The 23,138-nt window shown below is 54.4% G+C and carries 23 protein-coding genes; 4 read left to right on the forward strand and 19 right to left on the reverse strand.

Annotated features, from left to right (window positions below; all coding sequences use genetic code 11):
* Window positions 1–5: 5 nt before the first annotated feature.
* From LEPIL_RS10155 to LEPIL_RS10165, 3 genes are read right to left on the reverse strand one after another with little or no spacing between them, the layout of a single operon-like run.
* The gene (locus LEPIL_RS10155; RefSeq protein WP_002772367.1) at window positions 6–752 is read right to left on the reverse strand and encodes a toxin-antitoxin system YwqK family antitoxin; all 747 of its coding nucleotides are present in this window, start codon (window positions 750–752) and stop codon (window positions 6–8) included.
* Complete coding sequence (locus tag LEPIL_RS10160; protein WP_002772368.1) at window positions 749–1,495, reverse strand: hypothetical protein; 747 nt, start codon at window positions 1,493–1,495, stop codon at window positions 749–751. Before LEPIL_RS10160 ends, LEPIL_RS10155 begins: the two co-directional genes overlap by 4 nt.
* Complete coding sequence (locus tag LEPIL_RS10165; RefSeq protein WP_002772369.1) at window positions 1,476–2,234, reverse strand: ParA family protein; 759 nt, start codon at window positions 2,232–2,234, stop codon at window positions 1,476–1,478. Before LEPIL_RS10165 ends, LEPIL_RS10160 begins: the two co-directional genes overlap by 20 nt.
* A 53-nt stretch (window positions 2,235–2,287) precedes the next feature.
* Between LEPIL_RS10165 and gatB the strand changes: the two genes are divergently transcribed.
* Window positions 2,288–3,739, forward strand: a complete 1,452-nt coding sequence (gatB, locus tag LEPIL_RS10170) for an Asp-tRNA(Asn)/Glu-tRNA(Gln) amidotransferase subunit GatB (RefSeq protein WP_002772371.1) — start codon at window positions 2,288–2,290, stop codon at window positions 3,737–3,739.
* Window positions 3,740–3,745: 6 nt separating this feature from the next.
* Window positions 3,746–4,348 (forward strand): pyridoxamine 5'-phosphate oxidase, encoded by a 603-nt coding sequence (gene pdxH / locus LEPIL_RS10175; protein WP_002772372.1) that lies wholly within the window; start codon window positions 3,746–3,748, stop codon window positions 4,346–4,348.
* Window positions 4,349–4,502: 154 nt separating this feature from the next.
* Here pdxH and LEPIL_RS10180 read toward each other — a convergent pair whose 3' ends face one another.
* From LEPIL_RS10180 to LEPIL_RS10240, 12 genes are all read right to left on the reverse strand, one after another.
* A complete protein-coding gene (locus tag LEPIL_RS10180) occupies window positions 4,503–5,681 on the reverse strand; it encodes an NAD(P)-dependent malic enzyme (protein ID WP_245826915.1) in 1,179 nt (392 codons plus the stop codon).
* Window positions 5,682–5,719: 38 nt separating this feature from the next.
* Window positions 5,720–6,862: an MBL fold metallo-hydrolase gene (locus tag LEPIL_RS10185; RefSeq protein WP_002772374.1), complete on the reverse strand. Its 1,143-nt coding sequence runs from the start codon at window positions 6,860–6,862 to the stop codon at window positions 5,720–5,722.
* Window positions 6,863–6,865: 3 nt separating this feature from the next.
* Window positions 6,866–7,603 carry a DUF547 domain-containing protein gene (locus tag LEPIL_RS10190; protein ID WP_002772375.1) on the reverse strand — a complete coding sequence of 246 codons (738 nt, stop codon included), beginning with the start codon at window positions 7,601–7,603 and terminating at the stop codon, window positions 6,866–6,868.
* Window positions 7,604–7,632: 29 nt separating this feature from the next.
* Window positions 7,633–8,061 (reverse strand): thiol-disulfide oxidoreductase DCC family protein, encoded by a 429-nt coding sequence (locus tag LEPIL_RS10195; RefSeq protein ID WP_002772376.1) that lies wholly within the window; start codon window positions 8,059–8,061, stop codon window positions 7,633–7,635.
* 112 nt (window positions 8,062–8,173) lie between these two features.
* Entirely contained in the window at window positions 8,174–9,241 is a 1,068-nt protein-coding gene (locus tag LEPIL_RS10200; RefSeq protein WP_002772377.1) for a zinc dependent phospholipase C family protein, read from the reverse strand.
* 9 nt (window positions 9,242–9,250) lie between these two features.
* On the reverse strand, window positions 9,251–9,886 hold the full coding sequence (hisG, locus tag LEPIL_RS10205) for an ATP phosphoribosyltransferase (protein WP_281251508.1): 636 nt from the start codon (window positions 9,884–9,886) through the stop codon (window positions 9,251–9,253).
* Window positions 9,876–10,631, reverse strand: a complete 756-nt coding sequence (locus LEPIL_RS10210; protein ID WP_002772379.1) for a YfgM family protein — start codon at window positions 10,629–10,631, stop codon at window positions 9,876–9,878. Before LEPIL_RS10210 ends, hisG begins: the two co-directional genes overlap by 11 nt.
* The gene (locus LEPIL_RS10215; RefSeq protein WP_002772380.1) at window positions 10,628–12,343 is read right to left on the reverse strand and encodes a S1 RNA-binding domain-containing protein; all 1,716 of its coding nucleotides are present in this window, start codon (window positions 12,341–12,343) and stop codon (window positions 10,628–10,630) included. The genes LEPIL_RS10210 and LEPIL_RS10215 overlap by 4 nt, the downstream gene beginning before the upstream one ends.
* Before the next feature lie 90 nt (window positions 12,344–12,433).
* On the reverse strand, window positions 12,434–14,095 hold the full coding sequence (gene cmk, locus LEPIL_RS21995) for a (d)CMP kinase (protein ID WP_052608281.1): 1,662 nt from the start codon (window positions 14,093–14,095) through the stop codon (window positions 12,434–12,436).
* Window positions 14,095–15,207 (reverse strand): prephenate dehydratase, encoded by a 1,113-nt coding sequence (pheA, locus tag LEPIL_RS10230; protein ID WP_002772382.1) that lies wholly within the window; start codon window positions 15,205–15,207, stop codon window positions 14,095–14,097. The genes cmk and pheA overlap by 1 nt, the downstream gene beginning before the upstream one ends.
* 28 nt (window positions 15,208–15,235) lie before the next feature.
* Complete coding sequence (gene scpB, locus LEPIL_RS10235; protein WP_040920103.1) at window positions 15,236–15,793, reverse strand: SMC-Scp complex subunit ScpB; 558 nt, start codon at window positions 15,791–15,793, stop codon at window positions 15,236–15,238.
* Between the two features lie 507 nt (window positions 15,794–16,300).
* Entirely contained in the window at window positions 16,301–17,290 is a 990-nt protein-coding gene (locus tag LEPIL_RS10240) for an IS5-like element ISLil3 family transposase (RefSeq protein WP_002772154.1), read from the reverse strand.
* 222 nt (window positions 17,291–17,512) lie between these two features.
* Between LEPIL_RS10240 and LEPIL_RS10245 the strand changes: the two genes are divergently transcribed.
* Window positions 17,513–17,938 carry a hypothetical protein gene (locus LEPIL_RS10245; protein WP_002772384.1) on the forward strand — a complete coding sequence of 142 codons (426 nt, stop codon included), beginning with the start codon at window positions 17,513–17,515 and terminating at the stop codon, window positions 17,936–17,938.
* Here LEPIL_RS10245 and LEPIL_RS10250 read toward each other — a convergent pair.
* From LEPIL_RS10250 to LEPIL_RS22000, 4 genes are all read right to left on the reverse strand, one after another.
* Window positions 17,935–18,750, reverse strand: a complete 816-nt coding sequence (locus LEPIL_RS10250; protein ID WP_143464803.1) for a TolB-like translocation protein — start codon at window positions 18,748–18,750, stop codon at window positions 17,935–17,937. The two genes, LEPIL_RS10245 and LEPIL_RS10250, sit on opposite strands and share 4 nt — an antisense overlap.
* Complete coding sequence (locus tag LEPIL_RS10255) at window positions 18,750–19,967, reverse strand: hypothetical protein (protein WP_002772386.1); 1,218 nt, start codon at window positions 19,965–19,967, stop codon at window positions 18,750–18,752. Before LEPIL_RS10255 ends, LEPIL_RS10250 begins: the two co-directional genes overlap by 1 nt.
* 52 nt (window positions 19,968–20,019) lie before the next feature.
* On the reverse strand, window positions 20,020–20,874 hold the full coding sequence (locus LEPIL_RS10260) for a hypothetical protein (protein ID WP_002772387.1): 855 nt from the start codon (window positions 20,872–20,874) through the stop codon (window positions 20,020–20,022).
* A gap of 176 nt (window positions 20,875–21,050) precedes the next feature.
* Window positions 21,051–21,905, reverse strand: a complete 855-nt coding sequence (locus LEPIL_RS22000) for a hypothetical protein (RefSeq protein WP_002772388.1) — start codon at window positions 21,903–21,905, stop codon at window positions 21,051–21,053.
* 226 nt (window positions 21,906–22,131) lie between these two features.
* On the opposite strand from LEPIL_RS22000, the gene LEPIL_RS10275 reads away from it, so the two are divergent.
* Entirely contained in the window at window positions 22,132–23,097 is a 966-nt protein-coding gene (locus tag LEPIL_RS10275; protein WP_002772390.1) for a DUF5683 domain-containing protein, read from the forward strand.
* Window positions 23,098–23,138 lie beyond the last annotated feature (41 nt).

The raw sequence follows: 23,138 nt of genomic DNA on the forward strand, positions 1-23,138 counted from the left end.
GCCGATCAACTCTCGCTATCGACGTTGAGGCGAGGGCCGATTTCTTTGCCCTTTGCGTATACGGTTTCGAAAACAGTTCGACCGTCGCGAAAGATACGAAACTCGCCTTCGAGCTCGCCGTTCTGATAGCGTTCTTCCCTTATAAGAGATCCGGATCTGTCGTAGATCTTCCACAGGCCTTCTTTCTGTCCCCCACTGTATCGTCCTTCGTATTCAATCCGGCCCGTGCGGCCATAGCGACGAAAGAAGCCGTCGAATCGACCGGCCCTGTACTCGCCGGTTAACTCGATTCTGCCGTCGGGATAATAACGCTCAAACGGACCGTTTTCGTTACCCGTTTCCCCCGACACGGCAGAAAGCACCGGATCAGAAGGCTCTGCGGAATAACCTATCTTAACGTAAAGCCGACCGCTATCGTCTCTGTGAACCCAGGTACCATCCCGACGGCCGTTGCGATACTCGCCCGATGTCGTAACGGTTTTTCCATCCGGGGCATAAGAGTTCCAGGGGCCTTCTCGCCGTCCGCCCTTCAGCTCTCCCGCATACGCAGGCTTTCCATTCGCATAAAAGGCGAGCTCCCGATTATCCTTGCGTATGACCCACAGCCGGTTACGTCTGTCGTACGACGCTCCTTCAGGAACGCCATCGGGCAGCGGAGGCAGCACAAGCCTATCGCATCCGATAGATAAGAGGATCGGGGCGATAAGCAGAGCCACAGAAAGGAAAAAACGGATGTTCGAGGCCGTTTTCATCGCACCTTGATCTCCTTCTCTTTAAGGACGTCGCCTTCGCGATTCAGCACCTCGACACGGTATTCGCCTGGATCAAGAGGACCGTAAAAATAAATATAGTTAGCCGTCTGCGGAGGTCGGCGACCGAGCTCGGCCTCGGCTTCATAGTCGCCGCTGCCTTTCTTGCCTATCATGATTTTCAGGTAATCGGTGTCGAGCTCGTCGGCCTCCCACTGGAAGCGAATATGAATAGGACGACCGGGACCGAGCATCAGCGATTCCGTATCTTCATAGTCTTCGATGTTATCTTCGGTCAGTTCGACGGCGGCGATGCCGAGCTTATAGCTCGGGCCGAAAAGCCATGCAAAGAAAAGCCAGAGAACGGTGAGCAGCATGAGTGCCAGGGCTGCAAAGCCAAGAGTCCGGTAAAAGCCCTGCTTCTTCCAGAACGGATTTTCTTCTCTCGAATCGATATAATCCTCAAGCCGTATGTCGCCGGTGATGTTATACACCGATTCGCGCTTCTTCGCCGAAGAGACGCGATAGTCCTGAGAACGCGATCGATCGGCCTCTTTCTTACGTGTAAAACGAGCGAAGCGCCCGGGTCTTTCGCCCGACGACGCGCCTTCTGATTCAGACGGGCCTTCGTCGCGGCGCGAGGCGACGTCATCGACGAAGCCGCTCATGCCCGATTCGCCCGGACCGATGTTCTTTTCCACTTCATCCCGTATCTTGCGAGAGAGTCTATCTTTCTTTGATGCCATCAAGGATCTCCTGTACCAGCGCATCGTATTCAATGGCCACGCGGTTCTTCGCGTCATATTCAAAAACGGTTTGATGCATGAGATGGGCCTCTTCGACGACGACGGAACGACCGATTCTCGTTGCAAAGACCGGCAGACGTTCTTCGACCGGTTCCATCATCAATCTCGAAACGGCCGTGCGAGGGTCAAACATCGTGAGCAGGGCGCCGAGCACACGCAGCTCGGATCGAAAACGGCTGCGCACGGTTTCACACGTATCAAGTATCGTGCGGATACCATCAAGAGAGAATTTCGACGCAAGCATCGGCACGATAAGATACTGCGATGCGACAAGGGCATTCACGGTCAACAGACCGAGATTGGGCGGGCAGTCGACGATCACATATTCATAGTGCGTGCCCTGCAGCGCCTCCTGCAATCTGAAAAAACCGTCGACGTTGCCGGCAAGCAACGTCTCTATCTCGGCCATCTGAAGCACGGCCGGCGCAAGATGCAGATGGCGAATACGGGTCGGGACGGCAATCTGACGCACCGGTTTCTTTTCTCTGAAAATCGCATGCGCCGATTGATCCATCGCCGGAGGTTGTTCGATAAAAACGGAGGTTGCATTGGCCTGAGCGTCAAGATCGACAAGCAGTGTCGGGCTTTCGCGTCGGGCCAGGCCGGCCGCCACGTGAATGGCCGTCGTGGTTTTGCCGACGCCGCCCTTTTGATTGGCTACCGTAATGACTGTGGCCATTGCCGCACATTGAATTTGCTTGCCCCTGCAGGGAAAGCCAAAAAATTAAGCGTATGTCCTCCTATGAACCCGTGATCGGCCTTGAAGTCCACTGTCAGCTGAAAACGAACACAAAGATATTCTCCACCGACCCTTACACCTTCGGACAGCCGGCCAACACGCTTGCCGGTCCGGTTACGCTCGGCCTTCCGGGCGCCCTGCCCGTCCTGAACGAAGAGGTTCTGCGTATGGCCGTTACCGCCGGCCTTGCCCTGAACTGCAGCATCACGCGCATCACAAAATTCGACCGCAAGCACTACTACTATCCCGACCTTCCGAAAGGATATCAGATCTCGCAATACGACCGTCCTTACGCCACAAACGGCATCGTACAGTTCAAGAAGAAGGATGCCGCTGACGTTACGCAGGTGCGCATCCATCGCATCCACATGGAAGAGGATGCGGGTAAGCTGCTTCACAGCGGATCGGGAGCAGAGAGCGTATCGTTCGTCGACCTGAACCGAGCCGGTGTGCCACTGCTTGAGATCGTCACCGAGCCCGACCTGCGAAGCTCCGAAGATGCCTGGTGGTTCCTGCAGACGTTGCGGGCCATCATCCGAGCAACCCATATCTCTGAAGCGAATATGGAAGAAGGCTCGCTGCGCTGCGACGCGAACGTATCGGTACGTAAAGGGCCCGATGCTCCGTTTGGTACTCGCGTCGAGATTAAGAACCTGAACTCCTTCAAGGCCGTAAGAGCGGCCATCGATTACGAAATCGAACGACAGATCTCGGTGATCGAATCGGGCGGCAAGATCATTCAGTCCACCGTTCTGTGGGATGCCGATAAACGCGAGACGCGTCTGATGCGCACGAAAGAGGATGCCGAAGATTACCGCTACTTTCCAGATCCCGATCTTCCCGTTTTCGAGATCAAGCCCGACTTTGTCGAAAAGATTCGCAATAACATGCCCGAGCTGCCCGATCAGAAGCGCGAGCGTTATATGACGAAGATGGGCCTGCCTGAATACGACGCCGATGTGCTTGCCCGCGATCGCGAAACGGCCGCTTATTTCGAGAAGGTAGCCGAGCTGAGCGGCGACGCGAAAAAATCGTCGAACTGGGTAAAAGACGAGGTACTCGGTATCATCAATAAGAAAGACATCGCACTTGATCAATTCCCGTGTACCGTCGAGCGACTGGCCGCCATCATCAAACTGCTGAACGCCGGTAAGATCACACAGCGCATCGCGAAGCAGGTCTTCGAGCACGTCTATGAAGAGGATCTCGACCCCGAGGCCGTTATCGAGAAATACGACTACAAACCTGTCGATACGGGCGCTCTGCCACAGATCATCGACGAGGTCATTAAGGCTCATCCCGAGCAGGTGCAGGACATCCTCGGCGGCAAAGATCGCGTCAAAGGCTTTCTTGTCGGCCAGATCATGAAAGCGACGCGAGGCCAGGCCGTTCCCGACGAGGTGAATCGCCTGCTTGATGAAAAGCTCGCGGCCATGAAAGGCTGATCAAGCATGAAAATCCCCGAACGTGAGCATCCGGCCGATCTTTTCCAGGAGTGGCTTGATGCGGCCATCGCCGACGAAGGAAAAGAAATGGCCACAGCCATGTCGTTATCCACGCTCGACGACGATGGGATTCCCGATTCGCGCATGGTTCTTTTAAAAGACGCCGACCGACAGGGCTTCGTCTTCTATACAAATCTCGAAAGCAGAAAAGGTCGCCAGCTCAGGCGACATCCGTTTGCCGCTCTATGCTTTCACTGGAAGGGGCTCGGCCGTCAGGTGCGCATCAGAGGCCCGGTGGAACCGGTCACCGAGGCCGAGGCCGACGCCTACTTTCAGTCGCGGGCTCGCGAAAGTCGCATCGGAGCCTGGGCCTCAAAACAGTCCGAAGCGCTTGAGGATAACTTTGCCCTTGAAAAACGCGTCGCTCTTTTTACAGCGAAGTATGCTATCGGCGAGATTCCGCGTCCGCCGCACTGGTCGGGCTTTCGCGTAAAACCGACACGTATTGAATTCTGGATGAATCGCCCCTTCCGGCTACACGAACGGCTTGTTTATGAGCCTGACACGACCATAGCATCGGGCTGGAAAACGGAACGCCTTTATCCTTAATAAAACGTCTCAAAACCCCTCCATTGTTCTGGGGTTTTGAGACGGAACGGGAAATGCCAGCAAAGCTACCATTTCCCTCACGCCTTTGCTCAACTTTCTGGCGAAAATTTCGCGGCGCAACCTGACCTTGAAGAGCCGGTTTTGCAACCAGCCCTTAAACCCCAGCCGTCACGACGGACTTCACGGCCTGAGCGACGGCATCGGCCACACCGGGCTCAAAAGGCCCCGGTATAACGCGTTCCGGAGTCGGACTCTCAACCATCGCTGCAAGCGCCAGACCGGCCCGTATTTTCATCTCGCCCGTAATGCGAAAGGCGCCGGCATCAAACAGGCCGCGAAAGAACCCAGGGAAGACGAGAACGTTGTTGATCTGATTCGGATAATCCGAACGTCCCGAAGCATAGACGGCGACACCGGCCGCCGCGCACTCTTCGGGAGAGATCTCGGGAACAGGGTTAGACATCGCAAAGACGATCGGATCGGCCTTCATTCGCCTGATATCATCACGGCCAAGAAGGTCGGGCTGCGAAACGCCGATGAAGACATCGGCATTTTCAAGCGCATCATTCAGAGTGCCGCCTTTTTCGACGGCGAATTCCATCTTATAGGGATTTAAATCGGTACGATCTACGCTGCAGATGCCTTTTGAATCGGTCAGGATGAAATCACGCACTCCCCAATCGCGAAGCAGTCGGGCGATGGCAATACCGGCGGCGCCGGCTCCGGAGAGCACGACGCGAATGTCTTCTTTCGAGCGTCCGGTGATTTTCAGCGCATTGGCAAGGGCGCCAAGAGTACAGATCGCCGTGCCATGCTGATCGTCATGAAAGACGGGGATGTCAAGTAGCTCGCCTAACCGTCTCTCGATCTCGAAACAACGAGGAGCCGAGATATCTTCAAGGTTGATGCCGCCGAAGCCAGGAGCGATATTGACGACGGTCTGCACGATTTCATCGATGGATTGTGTTGCAAGAACGATAGGATACGCGTCGATGTCGGCAAAGCGTTTGAAAAGCATCGCCTTCCCTTCCATAACAGGCAGGGCCGCTTCGGGGCCGACGTTACCGAGTCCAAGAACGGCGCTACCGTCGCTTACGACGGCCACAGAATTGCGTTTGATGGTCAGCTTGCGTGCAAGGCTACGATCGCCGGCAATGGCAAGCGACGGCGCTGCAATCCCCGGGGTGTAGAGAACAGAAAGATCTTCTTTCGTGTTCAGCTGTTGCTTTAATAATGTTCCGATCTGTCCTCCGCCTGCTTCGCGAAGCTCAATCGACTGCCGACCATAATCCATATAGCTCCTGACACACGCCGCCGTTGCCGGCACGCTCATACCAGAAAAAAAGTGCTCTCTCTGCGGTAAAGTGGAAGCTACGGTGCAGCGCCTGCAAGAGTTCTCTTTACGAGAGGACGCCCCGACTTGCGAAAGTGAACAAGCTCGCCTCCCTGAACAAGGTCAAAGCGATCGGCGGCTATCCCGAGTCGCTGCGCCGTTTCAAGCATGCGGGTCGGCGGCTCCATCATGCCCTCTTCAGCCATCGGAAAGGTTCCCCAGTGAACGGGAAGCATACGCCCGGCCTGCAAATCGTGAAAGGCCTGCACGGCCTGATCGGGATCCACATGCACCTCTGACATGAACCATCGCGGCTCATAAGCTCCGATAGGAATAAGAGCAAGGTCGGGCGACCCTATCGTTTCCCGTATCTCTTTGAAGTGCGAGGAGTATCCCGTATCGCCGGCAAAATAAAAGCTGAAGCCGGCGGGCTCATCCTCTACATACCAGCTCGCCCAGAGCGTTTCGTTGCGATCGAAGATTCCTCGAGCCGAAAAATGCCTGGCCGGCGTACAATGAAATCGTACACCGCCGACGGTTACATACTCCCACCAGTCAAGCTCGACGACCTTATCGGCTCCCCAGGATCGCACAAGGCTGCCGACGCGAGCCGGCACAAAAAATCGCGGACTGTACAATCGCTGCAGCTCCTTCACCGTCGCCTCGTCAAGATGATCATAATGGTTATGCGAGATGAGCACGTAATCGACGCGACCGAGATCGCCGATCTGCGCCGCAAGCGGAATCAGCCTCTCCGGGCCTGCGAACGAAACGGGGCTTGCGCGATCGCTGAATATGGGATCGGTCAGGAAAACGCCCGATGACGTATGAATAAGAACGGTTGAATGCCCGAGCCACCAGTAACGTATGCCCGACTTCTCGCGTATCGCCGACTCATAAGAAGTCCGTATCTCTTCGGAGGTCACCTGCCTGACCTTGACCTCAGAAGAACGTTCTTCACCGAAGAGGATCTTGTTAACGATCCAGAAAAAGGCCTTCGACGTCTGTCGCTCCGGAGCCGGGTCAAGATTGCGATAGCCTTCTTCGGTATGATGTCTCTGGTGAAAGTTCGCATGCCTCTGTACGTCAGTATCGTTTTTTGTCGCAGGCAGGGCGCAGGCAATGACTGACAGCAGTAGCGCAGGAAGCGCCGACTGAATGGCTCTCTTTGATGCTATCATGCTTTACTTTACCTCCGGAAAGCTATTCACTCTCCAGTCATATTCGATATCGGTGACCGGACGCAGTCCCGGCGGCAGTTTTCTATAACGAGCGACAAAGGCCCGGGCATCTTTAAAATCAGCGGCATACCATTCGAAGAGCTTGGAAAGACGAAGCGTATTGCCTGAAACGATCGCTCCGCGCGCGGAGTTCAGATACCGTACCGTCTGGTCGTTCAGCTGCGCATCGAGCGTCACAGGCATATAGGGCTCGGCACGCAGATCGGGGCAACCGATCGCCGCACAAACAAGCGCAAAGTGAATACGCGGGTCATCGGACGGGCGAAGAACCTTCTTCTCAAGATCATCAAGCGAGATACGACGGCCCTGTATGAGAACGCGAGGGCTCTGAAACACCTTGCCGTCTTCAAGATCGAGGATGCTTGTGACCGGCCAGTTCTCGGCTATCACATGAATCACTGCGATATTGTAGGCATTGATATAAAAGGCCTTCCACTCCGCCGGTGTTGATCCGGTATACGCCTCGACATCGGCCATGGCCTTCGCTGAAAGCGCTCTCAGCGCCGGGTCATCATAGCGTATGCCGGCATACGCTATGGAACCGGAGCGTACGATCGTCCGGTGATTCTTGAGAATCTGGCGAAAGGCCTGTGAATCAAAGGGAGCGGCCAGAAGGTTACCCGAAGTGACCATCAGCAGAACGAAAAACCCGATCAATCGGTGAAAGATCCTTCTTCTCATTTTAACCTTCCTCTTAAGCATCCTCTCTGCTACGGCAGAAACAACTCGCGATCCGCCTTTTTGCCGACGGCGCAGTAATCGGCTCGTCCGAAGACGCGATACCGAAGAGCGGCGATCATCCTATATAGCGCAGCCCCGCCCCATGATATCGGCGGGAAGGCAAGCACAGCCAGCAACAGTCGCGCCCCGGGCCACAGAAGCGATGCGATTCCAAGGAGCGCCTTCCACGTTACAAGCAGCCGCTTACCGTCAAAGAAAACGATAGAGTCGGGCAAGGCTCTCGTCAGGCTACTCGATTCATCGATTTGCTCAAACAGTATACGAGCCGTCTCACCCTGTAACGGAGCGTACCGCAGCCGCCGATGACGATCCAGTTTCAGTAGCAGTCGCACCGATTCGTTACACAGATGACAGTTACCGTCAAAAAATAGAACAGGCGTCATAGGGGTGACCGGCATGATACATGCTAATAAAGGTAGGGCAAGACGTCTGCTTTTTTGTAGCGAAAGGGCAAGTGGCTTCCCTGATCGGAACCGTCAGACACGGAATCCGGCCTTCAAAGGGCCTCCGCTAAACTTCAGGGATCGGCTCGAAGGCGAACATACCCGTCGAATCGGTGATCGTTCCCGTATCGAGATTGTAACCGATGAGCGGTCTGAAATCCTTTTCAGATTTCTTACCTGCGACAAAGTCTCGGGCCAGCCTGATCCAGTCGGCCGATTGTTCGGCTGCGCGATGCACGAGCTGATTGAAGCTTTCCGTCGATATACGATCGGGATCAGCGGGAAATTTCCATGGCTTTCTGTGTGTATTCGGATAACGATCGTCGATCATGTGCCGCGGCGGCAGGATGAGGTTCCGCGCCTTCAATCGATGAAAGGTTACAGTATCGATCGTTCGAAGCAGGCCTCTTACGACTTTCGATCGTGTATCGACGATGCGATTAAACTTCAAGAACCCTGAAAAAGCGTCGTTGATCAGATCATCCTCTCGAATCGTCTGCAATGATCCCGGATACTCCGTTCGAAATTCATCGGGATAAACGACAGAGAGCGCATTCACCCACATCTGCCAGATGTCAAAATCCAGGATCTTGCGTCTGCGGTATTTTTCTGTAATATCGACGTATTTCAGGAAGTTGTATTTTTCGGGCGAGATACCCCACCGCTCGTAAACCAGATACGAATCGAGGATGTTCTCGACTCGCAGGTGGTTCTCCTGCGCCCGGTTCGCCTCATCGCGATCGGGGGAATAGTAGTTGCCGGTAATATAAAAGATATACGGATGCGTTACGATATCGGCCGCACAGTGCGAAATGTAGCCGAGCGCGAAGGCCAGCCTTTTGTTGCGTCGTTCCTCGTCCGCGTCCCTCCGTATACGATCGAGAAATGCAAGTATCAGCTCAAAGACGCGGCCGTGATGGATACGGTTGCCCCAATTCATGCCGATCTTCTGCTTCTTTGCAGAAAGCAAATGGTAATAGTAGAAGATATCGGGGGAAACGGCTCCGGCACATCCGTAGCGAAAGAGGTCATCGCGCTCAAGAAGCGACGCTATCTTTTGATCGGCATCATTCCCGTGCTCGAGAAGGACCAGAGACTGCCTGTAGATCTCAAGGTGCGTGATCTTAGCGGCCATAGAGGGCTCCTAAACGGCGGCCAGTCGCGACTTACGGATCAATTCCATGATACGCGAATTCTGCAGTGCATACGCAGGCCTGTTAACGAGAAGCAACGCAGTCGATTCCTGGATCGTTTCGAGTTCGACGAGACCGTTTGCCCGCAGTGTATTCCCGGTGCTGACAAGATCGACGATACAATCGGCGATTCCCATGAGCGGCGCTACTTCAATCGAGCCGTGCATCTTGATAATCTCGCAGCTGAGTCCTCTTTCATGGAACCAGCGATAAGCAAGGTGCGGGTATTTCGTGGCCACGCGAATATGCGGCAGCCGAAAAAGCCCATCCGCCTGAGTGGATGGTGCGGCGACAGAAAGCCGGCATTGCCCGAACGGCAACGCGACGGGAACGGTCAGATCGTAACGATGCTCGAGGATAACGTCACGGCCGCAAACGCCGGCCTCGGCGCCCCCGTGTAACAGGCAGAGCGGAACATCCTGGTTGCGCACAAGAAGTATGCGCACGGTTCCGGTTTCATCGAAAAAGGATAGCTCTCGGCTTGACGGGCCCGAAAAACGGGCAAAGCCGATACGAGCAAAAAACTCCAGGCTTTCTTCTGACATGCGCCCGGCGGGCAGCGCAATCGTGAACGGCTTATTTTCCACCGGCGCTTTCATCTAATAAAAAAACCAGCGCAGCCTGTTTAATTGGAACTACTTCTGGATGCGTCTTTTCATCCATCTTCATCAGCGTCTCAACGACCTGGCGAACCGCGCTTTCCTTTCCGGTCGCTCTCAGCGCCCGTGCTTGCAAGAAAAGCAGCGTCGCCTTGATCTCGCCTTCATCTGACGTGAGGGTTAACGCCTTCTCGGCCGCTGTCAGACTGGCTCCGGCTTCGCCGGCTCCTTCATAGAGAATAGCGGCGCGCGTATACATGAAGACTTTAAGCGAAGGAGCTTCTACCTTCTCGGCAAGCTGTGAGGCAACTTCAGCCGCATCCTTTTTGCGATCGGCCTTTTCCAGCAGAGCAAGCTTATGCATCAGGCCCCGACGTACGGCGTTATCCGTCGTATGGGCGGCCGTATATTCATCGAGTTTTCGCACGGCTGCCGATGGATCGGCGGCGGCCGTCATCACCGGGTTCTTCAAGAGTTCTTCATACGCGAGAAGGGCCTTATCTTCACGCGAAGTCTGATAGATATCATATACGACAAGACCGACAAGCGTGATGAAGCCCGCTCCCACGGCAAAAAGAACGGCGCGAATATTGTCCCTCAGATAATAGAAGAACTTCGCCACCATCAGCTCATATTTGCTGCCTTCAAAACCCGCGAACAGATCATACACGGCCTCATGAACCTGATGGGCCTTCTCAACAGTCTTTTTACGATGCAATCGTTTCGTGCTCATTGATCAGGCTCGTCGTTTTTCTGATTGAGGTTATTCTTGAGTAGAGCGCCGAAGCTGTAGCCTTCGTTCTCGGGCACCATGTACCGGCTCATCAATTCTTTCTGCTGGCGACGGTCGTAGTCTTTAATCGAAAGCGATATCCTTTTTTCATCGGCATCGATCTTGAGAAGAACGGTCTTCACCTCATCGCCGACGGAATAACGCTCTTCGATCTTCTCGTCGCGGCGCAGCGGCAGATGAGAGACATGAACAAGTCCCTCGAACCCTTCGCCGATATCGACAAAAACGCCGAACGAAGTGATATTCGTGATCTTGCCGTCGATAGACTGGCCCTTTTTGTATTTCTGCTTCAGGGCCTCGTAAGGGCCTGGAGTGAGCTGTTTAATTCCGCAGGAGATACGGTGGTGCTGTCGGTCAACGTCCAGAATCTTGAATTCAACCGTCTGCCCTTTGCGCAACATCTTGCGATCGGGATGATCGTCCCAGCTGTAGTCTTTAAAATGAATCAGACCTTCGACTTCTTCGCCGAGTTCCACAAAGGCGCCGAATTTAGTGATACTTGTTACGACTCCCTGACGCACATCGCCAGCCTTAGCGATCGAATCGATCTGCGTCCATGGATCGGGTCGCGTGCGCCTGTAACTGAGAGCGATGCGACGCTTATCATGATCTATGGTGAGAATGCAGACCTTCGATTTCTCGCCAGGATTGAAATAGCGCTTCGGATGCTTGAGTTTATTCAGCCAGGACAGTTCAGAGATGTGGATCAGCCCTTCCAGACCTTCGCGAACCTCGACAAAGGCGCCATAGTCGGTGATGCTCGTAACCGTACCTTCCACGACATCGCCTTCATGAAGCTCTCGCCTTGCCCACTCCCAGGGATCTTCAGAAAGCTGCTTGATACCAAGCGAGAGACGGCGGTTTTCCACATCGATCGAGAGAATTCGAACGTTGGCCTTATCGCCTTTTTTATAGAGATCGCGAAAAGGACGGTTCGGCTTCCAGCTCAGATCGGACTGATGCACGAGTCCGTCGATGCCGTCGATGCGAACGAATATACCGAATGATACGATGCGTACGACCTCGCCTTCAAGATCTTCGCCGACCTGATGGGCGGCGGTGAACTGATCCCATTTTTCGTGGTCCTGTTCTTCTTGAATGACGCGGCGGCTGATGATGCCCGATTTGCGGCGATCGTTGACTTCAAGGATACGGAAGTCGATCTTCTCGCCGCTTTTCAGATGAGCGCCGCGCGAACGGGCGCTGACCTGCGACTGAGGCAGAAAGAGATCAAGGGCGCCGTAGTCGACGATATAGCCCTTGCGATTCTCCAGCTCCTTTTTCACAACTCCGGTAAGAGGAACGGAGCTGGCATGAGCTTCTATGATTTTATTCCATGCTTCGCGGCGACGCGCTTCGGCATGCGATACGAGCGTATTTTCTTCAAGGCCGGCGCCGCGCATAACGACGACGGTAACGCGCATGCCCGGTTCGGGCGTGCCCTCGAATTCATCGCGCGAGCATACGCCTTCCTGCTTCTGACCGATATCGAGGAAGACCTGGCGATCGTTTGCATCAAGGACAACGGCATCAAGCAGATCCCCCTTGCTGAATCGGACCATCTCGAGTTGTTCGTTCTCGCTTTCTTCGAGATACTTTTCAAACTCTACCTTATCGTCCTGTGCTTTGTCAAAGGGAGTCGCTGCCGCCATATAGAATCCTTGACCCGACCCGAAGGCGGATCCTTACATTATTGTGCCGTATCTACCGTCTTGCCGCTACGGATCGGAACTGCGCTTTTTTCAGAATTGCTCCTGCAGATGCGCAAGAATCCCCGATACAACCATATCCCGGTCAATGTTAGAAGTGTCAATTAGAATCGCCCCGGGCGGTATTTGCAGGGCTCCGATTTTCCGGTTTCGGTCCTGTTCATCTCGATCGGCGATCTGTTTTTCAAGCTCTTCAAGAGACGGAGCTTCCATGCCCGATTCAATCAGCTCTTTGCGACGACGCTCCGCCCTCGTTCTCACGGCAGCATCGAGATAAAACTTGAACGGCGTATCAGGAAACACAACGGTTCCGATATCACGGCCGTCGACGATAAGGGCCGTCTTTGCACCAAGCTCACGCAGCAGTTCGTTCACACGATTTCGATACTGCGCATGGTCGGCGATATACCGAATACGTGCCGTAACGGAAGGCGTTCGTATCTTTAGTCCGAGTTCTTCCTCATTCAGATAATGCAGCTGCTTTCCATTATCATAATCCACTCGCAGAGCGAATCCGTGCGGATCCGGTGTTTGTTCAAGGAAGACTCTGCCGAATTCCTCGGGCGATGCCTGCTCGCCGAGCAACTGCATGCAAGCATACGTTAGAGATCTGTAGATGGCTCCCGAATCGGCATGCAGACATCCGAGCCTCCGGGCAATAATACCGGCAACCGTACTCTTGCCCGATCCTGCCGGTCCGTCCAGCGACAGGATGCGGGGCTTAGCATTCTCGGAGCCCACCACCAGAGAGGAGGAGGCTTCATGCGTTGCCGGAATCAGGTTTGCCGAACTCCCGTTTCCCATCCTTGCATTGCCATAGATACGATCACGTACCTCATGCGCCCTGCCCTGATACGTCAACACCCAATCCGTATCGGATCGTTCGGCGTTTTGTATCAGCGTATCGAGCTCGTTTCGAAAGCTTTTCAGAAAATCAACGATAGGACGTTGATTCGTAGCAAGGATATCGCGCCACATGACGGGATTTGATCCGGCAATACGCAGCATATCACGCAGACCGCCTCCCGTGATGGCACAGGGCGATTCTTCGTTCTTTGCAAGAAGCAGCGGATCAGAGAGATAGGTCATGGCAAGGGCGCTGGATAAAAAATGCGGACCATGACTCAAGCCGGCGACAATACGATCGTGGGTCGTCGCATCGAGCCGGAACGTATGCATGCCCAGCTCTTTCCAGAATGTTTCGATAGAATCCAGAAGATCAGCGTCTCGATCGACGACGGCCTCTTCGATCCCGTTTATAATTATGCAGAGCCGATTCACAAAGAGGTCGGGCACCAGAGCCTCGGGCCCGCTGTTCTCAGAACCGCACATCGGATGCGATCCTGCGAATCGAAGGGTCGTGCCGCGCGCCGCACGCTCAATCGCCAGCCGCGTCGATCCCATATCGGTCACCGGACAGTCAAGCCTCAGTAGCGGAAGCATCTCCACCAACGAAAGCACGGGCGTTCCGAGAACTACAAAATCCGGGTTATACTGCGCAAGCGTCGTCGGATCGACATCGACAAGAATCGTATCGGCAAGGCCTTTCTCGCGCAGAGCGGCGGCCGATCTATCGCTGCGCACCACAGCGATGATCTCTCCTGAAAAATGCGCATGATGGCGCAGCGCATGGGCAAGCGACGCCCCCATCATGCCCGCTCCGTAAATAACGACACGCTTCAAAGAAGAAATCATCAGAGCACCTTCGCCGCCGGATACGAACCGAGAATCTTGAGAAACGAAGATCTCTCTTCAAGCTTTCTCAGGATATCGGCAATATGCGGATCTTCAAAGTGTCCCTGAAAGTCGATGTAGAAGTTATACTCACCGTAATTGCGACGCGTGATGCGGGACTCTATCTTCGTCAGATTGATGCCGGCCATGTGAAACGGATCAAGAATCGAGAAAAGCGAACCGGGACGATCGTGCACTCCGACGATGACCGACGTCTTGTCGTCGCCCGTCGGCTTGCACTGTTCGTTACCGATCACCCAGAAGCGCGTGATGTTATTCGTCGAATCCTGAATGCTGCGGGCAATGATGCGAAGGTTATACAGCTCGGCCGCAAGATTTGACCCTATGGCGGCTCCGTCTTTGCGTTCGGCGGCAAGGCGAGCGGCGGCCGCGGTCGAATTGGTCTCGACGAACTCGACATCTCGCAGATTCAGATGAGCGGCTAACCAATCCCGGCATTGTTCCTGCCCGATGCGAATCGAGTAGATACGCCGGATGTCGTCGAGAGCGATCTCATCATGATAGAGAAGATGCTGCTGAATTCTCGAGAAGTGTTCGGCATATATTTTCAACCCCGATTCAAGAAAGGCGTCCAGCGTCGTCATTACCGAACCGCCCGTGGTGTTATCCACAGGCACCATACCAAACGTCGCTTCGCCGCCGGCCTCCAGCGTGCGAAAGACGTCGGTGATCGTGGGCAGCGGCAGCGAGCGAACCGATGATCCGAAACGCTGCACCGTCGCCATATGCGAGAACGATCCTTCCGGTCCCATATAGGCGACGATCGGACCGCCCTCGATATAGATCGTTCCCGACATCAGCTCTCTGTAGATACTCTGCAAAGCCTCGGCCGGAAAACGCGTCGAATCCGGATTTTCCTGATAATAGCTCTCTGCGATGGCCTGAACGTTCTGGTAGACCTCTTTCTCGCGATCGGGGCGGTACACGGTTTCGTTCCGGTCCCTCTTGACGCGCCCGATCTCATGGGCCAGATCGGCGCGACGCAGGATCATACGCACGATGTCGCGATCCAGGCCGTCGATCTCCTGACGATAATACGAAAGATCTTTCATCCGGCGTCAGGATGCACAGGGCGTTCTGTCAATCAAGAGAGATATCGTCGATGCGGTCGGCGTCTCCGAACGGCAGTTCTTTGAGATCTCGCAACGGCGGCAGATCGGCAAGCGTATTCAGATGAAAACGCATCAGGAACTGACGAGTCGTCACATAAAGGGTCGGACGCCCCGGCACGGGACGATAGCCCTGCGGCTTCACAAGCTTCTTCTGTAAGAGGGTCGCAATCATAGCCCTGCTGTTCACTCCGCGCACCTCTTCGATCTCGGGCAGCGTAATGGGCTGACGATACGCCACGATGGCCAGCGTCTCGATCACCGAACGTGACAGACGTTCGGGCCGGCGATCGGCAAAGACACCCGAAAGGGCGCCCGAATAGGCCTCAGAGGTAAGAAAACGGTATCCGCCGGCTACCTCACGCAGGGTAATCCCGCCTCCGCGCTCGGTATAGTCATCGACGAGCGAATCGACAAGGATGCGCGTATTGGTGCGGTCCAGGTTACACTGACGGGCCAGCGCCGTCACAGAGATCGGCTCGGGGCTTACGAAAAGCACGGCCTCGATCAGACCTCTATAGAAGTCCATCTCCTCTGCCGTAAGCTCGCGGTGAGACGGCAGTCCGGCATCTGAGTCGGACTGAATCGGAATCTCAAGCTGATCTTCTGATTCGTGCTCTTCCACTTCTCGCTCTGCAAGCTGAACGGCCTTTTCCGTCGCCTCATGTATCTGCGATTCATCGGACGGCAGGAGCTTCTCAGACTCCACCTGTTTTTTCTTCATAGCAATGTAACCCCGAACAGCCCGATGCGGGCCGCTTTTTTATGTCGCATCAGATTCTACGCAGCCGGAACATCAGACAAGTACTTTTTACGGCAGCTGCGTTCGGCGTTTGGGAGAGAGTGATCATCGATAGGCAAAGCGGAGGATTGGAACAAGCCGTCTCGGGCTGGATGCGGCGGGCGGGGAAACCTTTCGTCTCAATTGAGGGAGCGCGACATAATCTCATTATTTTCACATAACGAGTGTTCCGGCTTTGTTGCGCAAAGATTATCCGAGCCAATAGCCTCCCGGATTTCAATTCCAGAACGTTTATTACCTGATCCGCTTCTCTGACTTCGGTTTAGCCGTCTTGATCATTTTATTAAGCATAGAGGCCCGCAATGTGACCTCTACTCGCTGATTCTCAAGGTTACGAGCGCTCAGGCGGTCACCGAACGTTCGCTTGTAGCGATAGATTGCCATTTCTACAAGTGATCGTTTGAAATATCCGCTCTCTGTCTTCCAACCTCCTTTTCCGATTTCCCGAATTCTTTTCACGATTTCATCGCGTGGCCAGGTATTATCCATGGCATTCTCGTATTTTTCGCTTGATAGAATGGCTCCTTCCCTGCTTGGAATAATGGCTTTGATTCCATGCTGCAAGCATGTCAGAAACACTCTATGAGCATCGTACGCTCCATCCCCGCGAAAATCCTTTATGTCATAGCCTTGCTTTACGAGTGATCGAATGATATCGGGTGCGGGCTCCGCATCGTGAGTATCACGCTGGGTTAGTAACGCAGTCAGTATCTGTCCGCTACCTGCATCAATGGCAAGATGAAGCTTGCGCCATGTCCTTCGTTTCCCCGCACCGTGCTCGCGAACTTTCCATTCGCCTTCGCCGAAAACCTTGAGCCCCGTTCCGTCGAGTACAAGATGAATTGGTTTTGATCGGATTCCCTTCGGCAATTTGATAGAAGGGGAGAGCCGACCCTGTCTGCGTGAGATTCGACTGTAATCCGGTACTTCCAGATCCAATCCGGAGAGCTTGAAAAGCGATGCCAGCAGCCCCGTTGTTTGCCGTAGAGGCAGCCCGAAGAGACTCTTCAAAACGAGAACACATTCAATAGCAGCATCAGAGTATTTATCTCTTCTTCCCCGGCGATTCGGTGTTTCCACGGAATACCAGCGATCCTCAATTCCATCCTCTATCCAGAGACAGAGATCCCCTCGCTTAACGAGCCCTCTGTTGTAATCTCTCCAGTTCAGAACTCGATAGGGAACCTTTGGATCTTGCTTTCCCTTTATCCGCAATGCGCTCATAATATCGTTATGTCGCCAAGGCCGCTCAGTACAAGCCTTTTTTGCGCAACAAAGCCGAATGTTCCAATAATTTTATTATGTCGCGTTCATACTCCTGTTATCTCCCCATTCCCGCTCAATATTACTATCCCCTTATGCAACCGGGCCGCATAACAGCCTCAAGCCGCCTCCCTCCTTCCATTTTCCACTTTTCCCTGTAAGTTGATCTTCGATCCTGGACGCATGTCGCTTCATCCCGCCCTTGTTCATCTGCCTGTTGCTCTGGCCTTTGTGATGCCGCCTGTGATGATACTGCTTGCCGTTGCCGTCTTCAAGAAGACAATCTCTGAGAAGGCGTGGGTGGTGGCGCCTCTTCTGTCATTGCTGCTCTCGGGCTTTATCTATGCGGCCATGTACACGGGCTCCGTGGATCGCGAAGAACTGGAAGGCCGTGTCGCCGTTGAGGTGCTGGATGCTCATGAGCAGGCGGCGGAATCGCTTCTTCTTACAAGCCTTGCCTGCTTTCTCTTTGCGGTTTTTGCCATCAAGGGCCGGAACGCTATGATCTTTCGCATCATGTATCTGATCAGCATCCTGTTTCTATCCGGCCTCACGTATCGCACGGTGGAAAAGGGCGCCGGCATCGTGTACGGAGTGCCGGCCCGTTAGCATCCTCTGTCGTCGTCGATGCGATCCGTCATGCGTGAATTCGGGTAAAACGGATCGGCCTGGATAACTCTCAGCTCGTCGTCCGCCGACCTTGAGAACAGGCGCCCGTCAGGGGAGAGGCCTTTATCCACGTCGATGGCATAGAAGCAGGCAGGGAACGTTGTGGCACGCCCCCGCGCTCCGTCTGCGTCAAAGAGATAGACCGAGCCGGCGCTTTTAACGTAAAGTCGGTCTTTCATAAAGCGAAAGAGTGGCGTGCTTGAACTGCCCGGAACCTCATATGATCCTTCAAGCCTCGCTTTAAGCCGACCGCTCTCATCAAGCCCGGAAACCCACACAACCGTGCGACCCGACAGAAGGCCAAACACGGCCAGCGTACGCTCAGAGGCGCTGATGGCCAGGATCTCGCCGCTTAAAAGGGACTGCGGCTGTCCGCCGTTCATGTCGACGACAAAAAGCGTGCGCAGACCGTCCTCTTCAACAAGATAATAGACGCTTGTTCCAGATACGACTAACCCGGACGGCAGAATCCGTCCGGGGCTTTTGCCGATCTGCTTCGCTTCGGATAACGAAAGAGAGGCCGGCTTCATTGCATAGACGAGGATCTCAGTCGTCGCCGGACCGACAATCATCTCCTGACTGAGCGGATTCCACGAGAGTCGGGCCTTATACCGGCTGAGCCCCTCGACAAGCTGCGTATCTCCGTTCCAGGTAGCCGTCGATTCTCGATGCTCCCGTGGTATCAAAACGCGACAGCTCATCGTAAGATTCACACCCATCAGAATCACGCCGAGCAGAATCAGCCGCTTCATCATCCCTGCTCCCGTACCATTTTCTCGAGAAATTCAATGCGGCGGCGTTTCTCGTCAGAGTTCCATTCCTCTTTACCGAATTGAGAGGCCTCGTATTCCTGCGTTTCGTGCGGTGCGGCCATGCGAACGAACTCCCATAGAGGCTCTGTATGATCACCTGAGACCTCTTCGCCCGTTTCAATCGAACGCTGCACCATATCGGGCGTTACCGGGGAGTTATTTCTTCGCGCACGCAGCTGACGCACGACATACGGACCGTCCACGCCCTGATCACGCAGGATCTTTCCGAAGAAACGCAGAGCGACGACCTGGCGGCCGGGCTCGAACTTGCCTTCTAAGCTGGCGGTGGCAAGAAAACGATTCGGATCATTCTTCTCCTGCAGATTGGCCTCGATCAGGTAATAGCCAGCCTTATGAATCTGTATCGGCACGCGCACGACAAGATGACCGTCTTCATTGTGATCGGTGATTCCCTGCTGGAATTCGGCGACGACATGGGGCGTGCTGAACCAGCCCACGCGCTGATTGTGTTCTTTGCCCGCCACGTTGAAAGTGGCTTCCACAAACATATCGCCCCAGTCGGCCTTTGTCGGTCGCACGGTGACCGTGTACATGAGATCGCCTTCTTTATCGTCGCCGCCCGATCCGTCGTCGGCCGCATGGATGGCGGGTAACGTCCCGATCTCTTTGCGGTCAAAGATACGATAAACTCGCGTCTTCAGATTATCGAGCTTCACACGCTCGCCTTTTTCATCCACGCAGAAGAGAAAGACACGATGATCCCCCGTGCCCACCGAAACCGAGGATTCGGAATTCATATCACATTTGACGTTCAGGAATTCCGGCGGTTCTTTACAGACGGGCATTCCGTTCTCGTCCTGCGTACAGTCCCGGGCAGGCGTCTTGATGACCGGAAGCGGTTGTGCTACAATTTTATAGGGCTCAATAAGATCCTTCTGCCAGTCGAAAAGCGGCCGCGAGTCGGGCGGATACTGCGCCCACTGAACGTATCGATTCAACGTTTCTCCAGGATCTTCGTTTACAAGAAGAAGCTGGCCGTCTTCGCCCACCGGCGTAAGCGTCGGATCTTTCGGCGAAGCGATCTCGGCCTCTTCAAGCTTTGAAGGGCCGGGTTCTCTCAAGAGCAAAAGAATTACCGCGACTAAAGCAACGGCAACGGTGATTATTAATGCGACGAAAATGCGTTTCTGGTTCATACTTTATTCCAACTATCAGAAAAAAGGCCGGCTTTCGCCGGCCTGCCGGTATTTACCGACGTCCGTAATCCTTCTTCGCATCGGAATGCGAATGAGACCCGCCACCCTGGTAAACGGTGTAGTACGGCGTCCATCGGTAATGGTACTTCGTACATGTCTTCAGCCACAGGAAGCCGCAACGATAGGTTTCGCTGAGGCGACCGTTTCCACGAGTACACGATGTGTCCACGTCGGCAACCTGGTTGATGTTACACAGCGAATGGTTCGCCAGAACTCCATCATCCCTGCCTGGCAAGAAAGGACTGGTTAACTTGAGGTAATCCGATCCTTCTCCCGACGTCGTGTAAAGCGTGCGACCGTTGGAATTGTTGTGGTTGAAACCCAGACGGGCTCCGCGCGTGCTCACGGACTGATCGAGCTCGCCGCCAAGCGTATCGAAACCGAGCCATCCCAGATATGTCGTCGAGATGTCTGCAAGCTCCGAACCGCCCGATGCGTTAGCCAGAAGCTGAATACGGCTGATATTCACGCCCGACGGATTATTCTGGCCGAAGTAAGCGGCTGCGACCAGGCCTCCCGTCGAATGCGTGTAGATCTCGCACGTATTCGAGCCCGTGCAGAACACACGGATTGCATCATGCAGCTGCTTCTGCGCTCCGCATGAGGACCAGCTGTAAGCGCCGCCCGACTTCGTTCCGTCGAAACCGACGTACCGAACGTCAGACAGGCCCGTTACGGCTCCGCCCCAGTAATTGTTATGATCGGACCTTCCGTCATTCACCGTCGCCAGAGACTGGCAATGGCTTTTGCCTGAACGTCCGTGCACGAAAAGACGATAGTTAACCGCCTCCACTCCGTGCGCGGCGAAAAGCAGCGCCGCAAGGGTAATGAACCCGAGTTTTCGCATTAGTAACCTCCAATATTTTTTTTTACGTGATTGTCTGAGAGGGACCGCGAGCGGACCCTGACCGGATTCAGGCCATGAGCTGTATTGTATAACTCTTACCGTCACCACAAGAACCGTACACTCTTCTTTTTTGAAGCGGTTCTGAAGAAAAAGGCCGCCCGAAGGCGGCCGACGGATCATCGACGGTTATAGTCGGCCTTCGCATCGGAATGCGAATGAGATCCTCCACCCTGATACACCGTATAGTACGGAGTCCAGCGGTAGTGGTACTTGTAACATGTACTCAGCCAGAGGAATCCACACGCATAGGACTCGGTCAGACGACCGTTTCCGCGCGAGCAGGATACCCCCACGTCGGCAACCTGGTTGATGTTGCACAGCGAGTGGTTTGCAAGAACGCCGTCATCCTTTCCAGGAAGCAGCGGGCTGGTCACGTTCAGGTAATCCGAACCTTCTCCTGAAGTCGTATAGTACGTACGACCGTTGGAGTTATTGTGGTTAAAGCCAAGCCGGGCCCCGTTTGTGCTCACGGATTGGTCGAGCGCACCGCCAAGCGTGTCAAAACCCAGCCATGCCAGGTAGCTTGTAGAGAAATCCGCAAGCTCTGATCCACCGGCAGCACTTGCCAGCAGCTGGATACGACTGATATTCACGCCCGACGGATTATTCTGACCGAAGTAGGCAGCGGCGACAAGACCACCGGTCGAATGCGTGTAGATCTCACACGAATTCGAACCTGTGCAGAAGACGCGAACGGCATCATGCAGCTGTTTCTGCGCTCCGCAGGTAGACCAGCTGTACGCTCCGCCCGACTTCGTGCCGTCGAAACCGACATAACGAACATTGGTGAGCCCCGTTACGGCGCCGCCCCAGTAGTTGTTATGGTCAGATGTTCCATCGTTGACCGTGGAGAGGGTTTGACAGTGATTTTCGCCCGAACGACCGTGGACAAAAAGTTTGTAGGTAACCGCCTCGACGCCATGAGCGGCGCAGAAGAGGGCCACAAGGGCAAAATACCCAAGCTTTCGCATGTTGAACCTCCGGACCGACCTTTGAGATTTATGAAGTCTTCTTTATGTTTTTATTATGCACCGCCGGAGCGGCGAAAAACTTCAAAATCGGTCCTGACCTATCAAGGGATACGCTCACGTAAAGATCAAGAAGAAAAGTGGTGATACAGGTGTCAGATTCAAAAAAAAAGAGAACACGATTCATTTCGGCTATCGCCGATGATACGAATAAGAGAGCTACATACCAATGAGTCGACAGGCGTTCACTCGATTTAAAAAGCCCAGCCCGTTTCTGCTGTTTGTTCTCTTCAGCTTTGTAAAACCTGCAACCTTGGTTGCCGCTCCCGAAAGCACGATTCTTATTTCGAACGATTACTTTAAGAAAACTGGCGACGCCTATTATACGCGACGTGACTATGAAAGCGCTCATCTGCATTATCTTCATCTCTATCGCATGATTCCCGATGAACAGTCGGCAAGCCGATTGTTCCTGAGTTCGCTGCGCCGTGAGGATGAGCGGATGCTCGAAAGCCTGCTCTATCGTCCCCAGCCCGATGCCGGCTTCACGTACTCCTATCTTTCGGTGTATGCCGCCTTCCGCCTGCAACGCTATGATCTGGCCCGACCGATCATTGAGTCGTTCGAAACTCGCAACGGGACAAAGACAGGTTCAAATCGTTCGGGCGAAGCCGAATACCGTCGCATGCAATTCCTACGCGGAGCAGAGATCCTTGATCTGCGCCGCTTTGACGACGCCGTGCTCTATTACTCCGAACTCGGCCGCATCGACGATGCAACGGGCAAGAGGTCACTGATGCTCGCCGAGGATCTGCGCCAGCATCAGCTGGTGTCGCGAAAGTCGCCCTGGCTTGCCGCCAGCCTATCGGCCGTTCTTCCAGGCGCCGGACAGGCCTACACCGAACATTACAGCGATGCGACGATGGCCTTTTTCTGGAATCTGACTTTTGTCGGCGGGACGGCCTATCTCTACGATCTCGAGCGATCCGCAGATCGTCCCCATACGGGCTCCATCGTTACGGGGATAATCGGACTGATATTCTACGCCTCAAATATTACGGGCGCCTACAGCTCTGCACACAGGCGGAACGTCTTTATGGAGCGGCGCTTTGCCGAACATCTGCGTCGCAGCTATTTTTCGACCGACCTTATTGAGCGAGAATCCGGTATAGAATTTACGAGGCCGCTTGAATAGGCAGAAACGCGCTCAATGGGATCGGTCTGGATGCCAGCTGT

Origin of the sequence: Leptonema illini DSM 21528 (assembly GCF_000243335.1) — a bacterium.
GTDB classification, from domain to species: Bacteria; Spirochaetota; Leptospiria; order Leptospirales; family Leptonemataceae; genus Leptonema; species Leptonema illini.

Bases quoted from the DNA above. Each gene is read 5' to 3' on its own strand.
- LEPIL_RS10155 (WP_002772367.1), bottom strand. From the start codon at position 752: ATGAAAACGGCCTCGAACATCCGTTTTTTCCTTTCTGTGGCTCTGCTT.
- LEPIL_RS10160 (WP_002772368.1), bottom strand. From the start codon at position 1,495: ATGGCATCAAAGAAAGATAGACTCTCTCGCAAGATACGGGATGAAGTG.
- LEPIL_RS10165 (WP_002772369.1), bottom strand. From the start codon at position 2,234: ATGGCCACAGTCATTACGGTAGCCAATCAAAAGGGCGGCGTCGGCAAA.
- gatB (WP_002772371.1), top strand. From the start codon at position 2,288: ATGTCCTCCTATGAACCCGTGATCGGCCTTGAAGTCCACTGTCAGCTG.
- pdxH (WP_002772372.1), top strand. From the start codon at position 3,746: ATGAAAATCCCCGAACGTGAGCATCCGGCCGATCTTTTCCAGGAGTGG.
- LEPIL_RS10180 (WP_245826915.1), bottom strand. From the start codon at position 5,681: ATGAGCGTGCCGGCAACGGCGGCGTGTGTCAGGAGCTATATGGATTAT.
- LEPIL_RS10185 (WP_002772374.1), bottom strand. From the start codon at position 6,862: ATGATAGCATCAAAGAGAGCCATTCAGTCGGCGCTTCCTGCGCTACTG.
- LEPIL_RS10190 (WP_002772375.1), bottom strand. From the start codon at position 7,603: ATGAGAAGAAGGATCTTTCACCGATTGATCGGGTTTTTCGTTCTGCTG.
- LEPIL_RS10195 (WP_002772376.1), bottom strand. From the start codon at position 8,061: ATGCCGGTCACCCCTATGACGCCTGTTCTATTTTTTGACGGTAACTGT.
- LEPIL_RS10200 (WP_002772377.1), bottom strand. From the start codon at position 9,241: ATGGCCGCTAAGATCACGCACCTTGAGATCTACAGGCAGTCTCTGGTC.
- LEPIL_RS10210 (WP_002772379.1), bottom strand. From the start codon at position 10,631: ATGAGCACGAAACGATTGCATCGTAAAAAGACTGTTGAGAAGGCCCAT.
- LEPIL_RS10215 (WP_002772380.1), bottom strand. From the start codon at position 12,343: ATGGCGGCAGCGACTCCCTTTGACAAAGCACAGGACGATAAGGTAGAG.
- cmk (WP_052608281.1), bottom strand. From the start codon at position 14,095: ATGATTTCTTCTTTGAAGCGTGTCGTTATTTACGGAGCGGGCATGATG.
- pheA (WP_002772382.1), bottom strand. From the start codon at position 15,207: ATGAAAGATCTTTCGTATTATCGTCAGGAGATCGACGGCCTGGATCGC.
- scpB (WP_040920103.1), bottom strand. From the start codon at position 15,793: ATGGACTTCTATAGAGGTCTGATCGAGGCCGTGCTTTTCGTAAGCCCC.
- LEPIL_RS10240 (WP_002772154.1), bottom strand. From the start codon at position 17,290: ATGAGCGCATTGCGGATAAAGGGAAAGCAAGATCCAAAGGTTCCCTAT.
- LEPIL_RS10245 (WP_002772384.1), top strand. From the start codon at position 17,513: ATGTCGCTTCATCCCGCCCTTGTTCATCTGCCTGTTGCTCTGGCCTTT.
- LEPIL_RS10250 (WP_143464803.1), bottom strand. From the start codon at position 18,750: ATGAAGCGGCTGATTCTGCTCGGCGTGATTCTGATGGGTGTGAATCTT.
- LEPIL_RS10255 (WP_002772386.1), bottom strand. From the start codon at position 19,967: ATGAACCAGAAACGCATTTTCGTCGCATTAATAATCACCGTTGCCGTT.
- LEPIL_RS10260 (WP_002772387.1), bottom strand. From the start codon at position 20,874: ATGCGAAAACTCGGGTTCATTACCCTTGCGGCGCTGCTTTTCGCCGCG.
- LEPIL_RS22000 (WP_002772388.1), bottom strand. From the start codon at position 21,905: ATGCGAAAGCTTGGGTATTTTGCCCTTGTGGCCCTCTTCTGCGCCGCT.
- LEPIL_RS10275 (WP_002772390.1), top strand. From the start codon at position 22,132: ATGAGTCGACAGGCGTTCACTCGATTTAAAAAGCCCAGCCCGTTTCTG.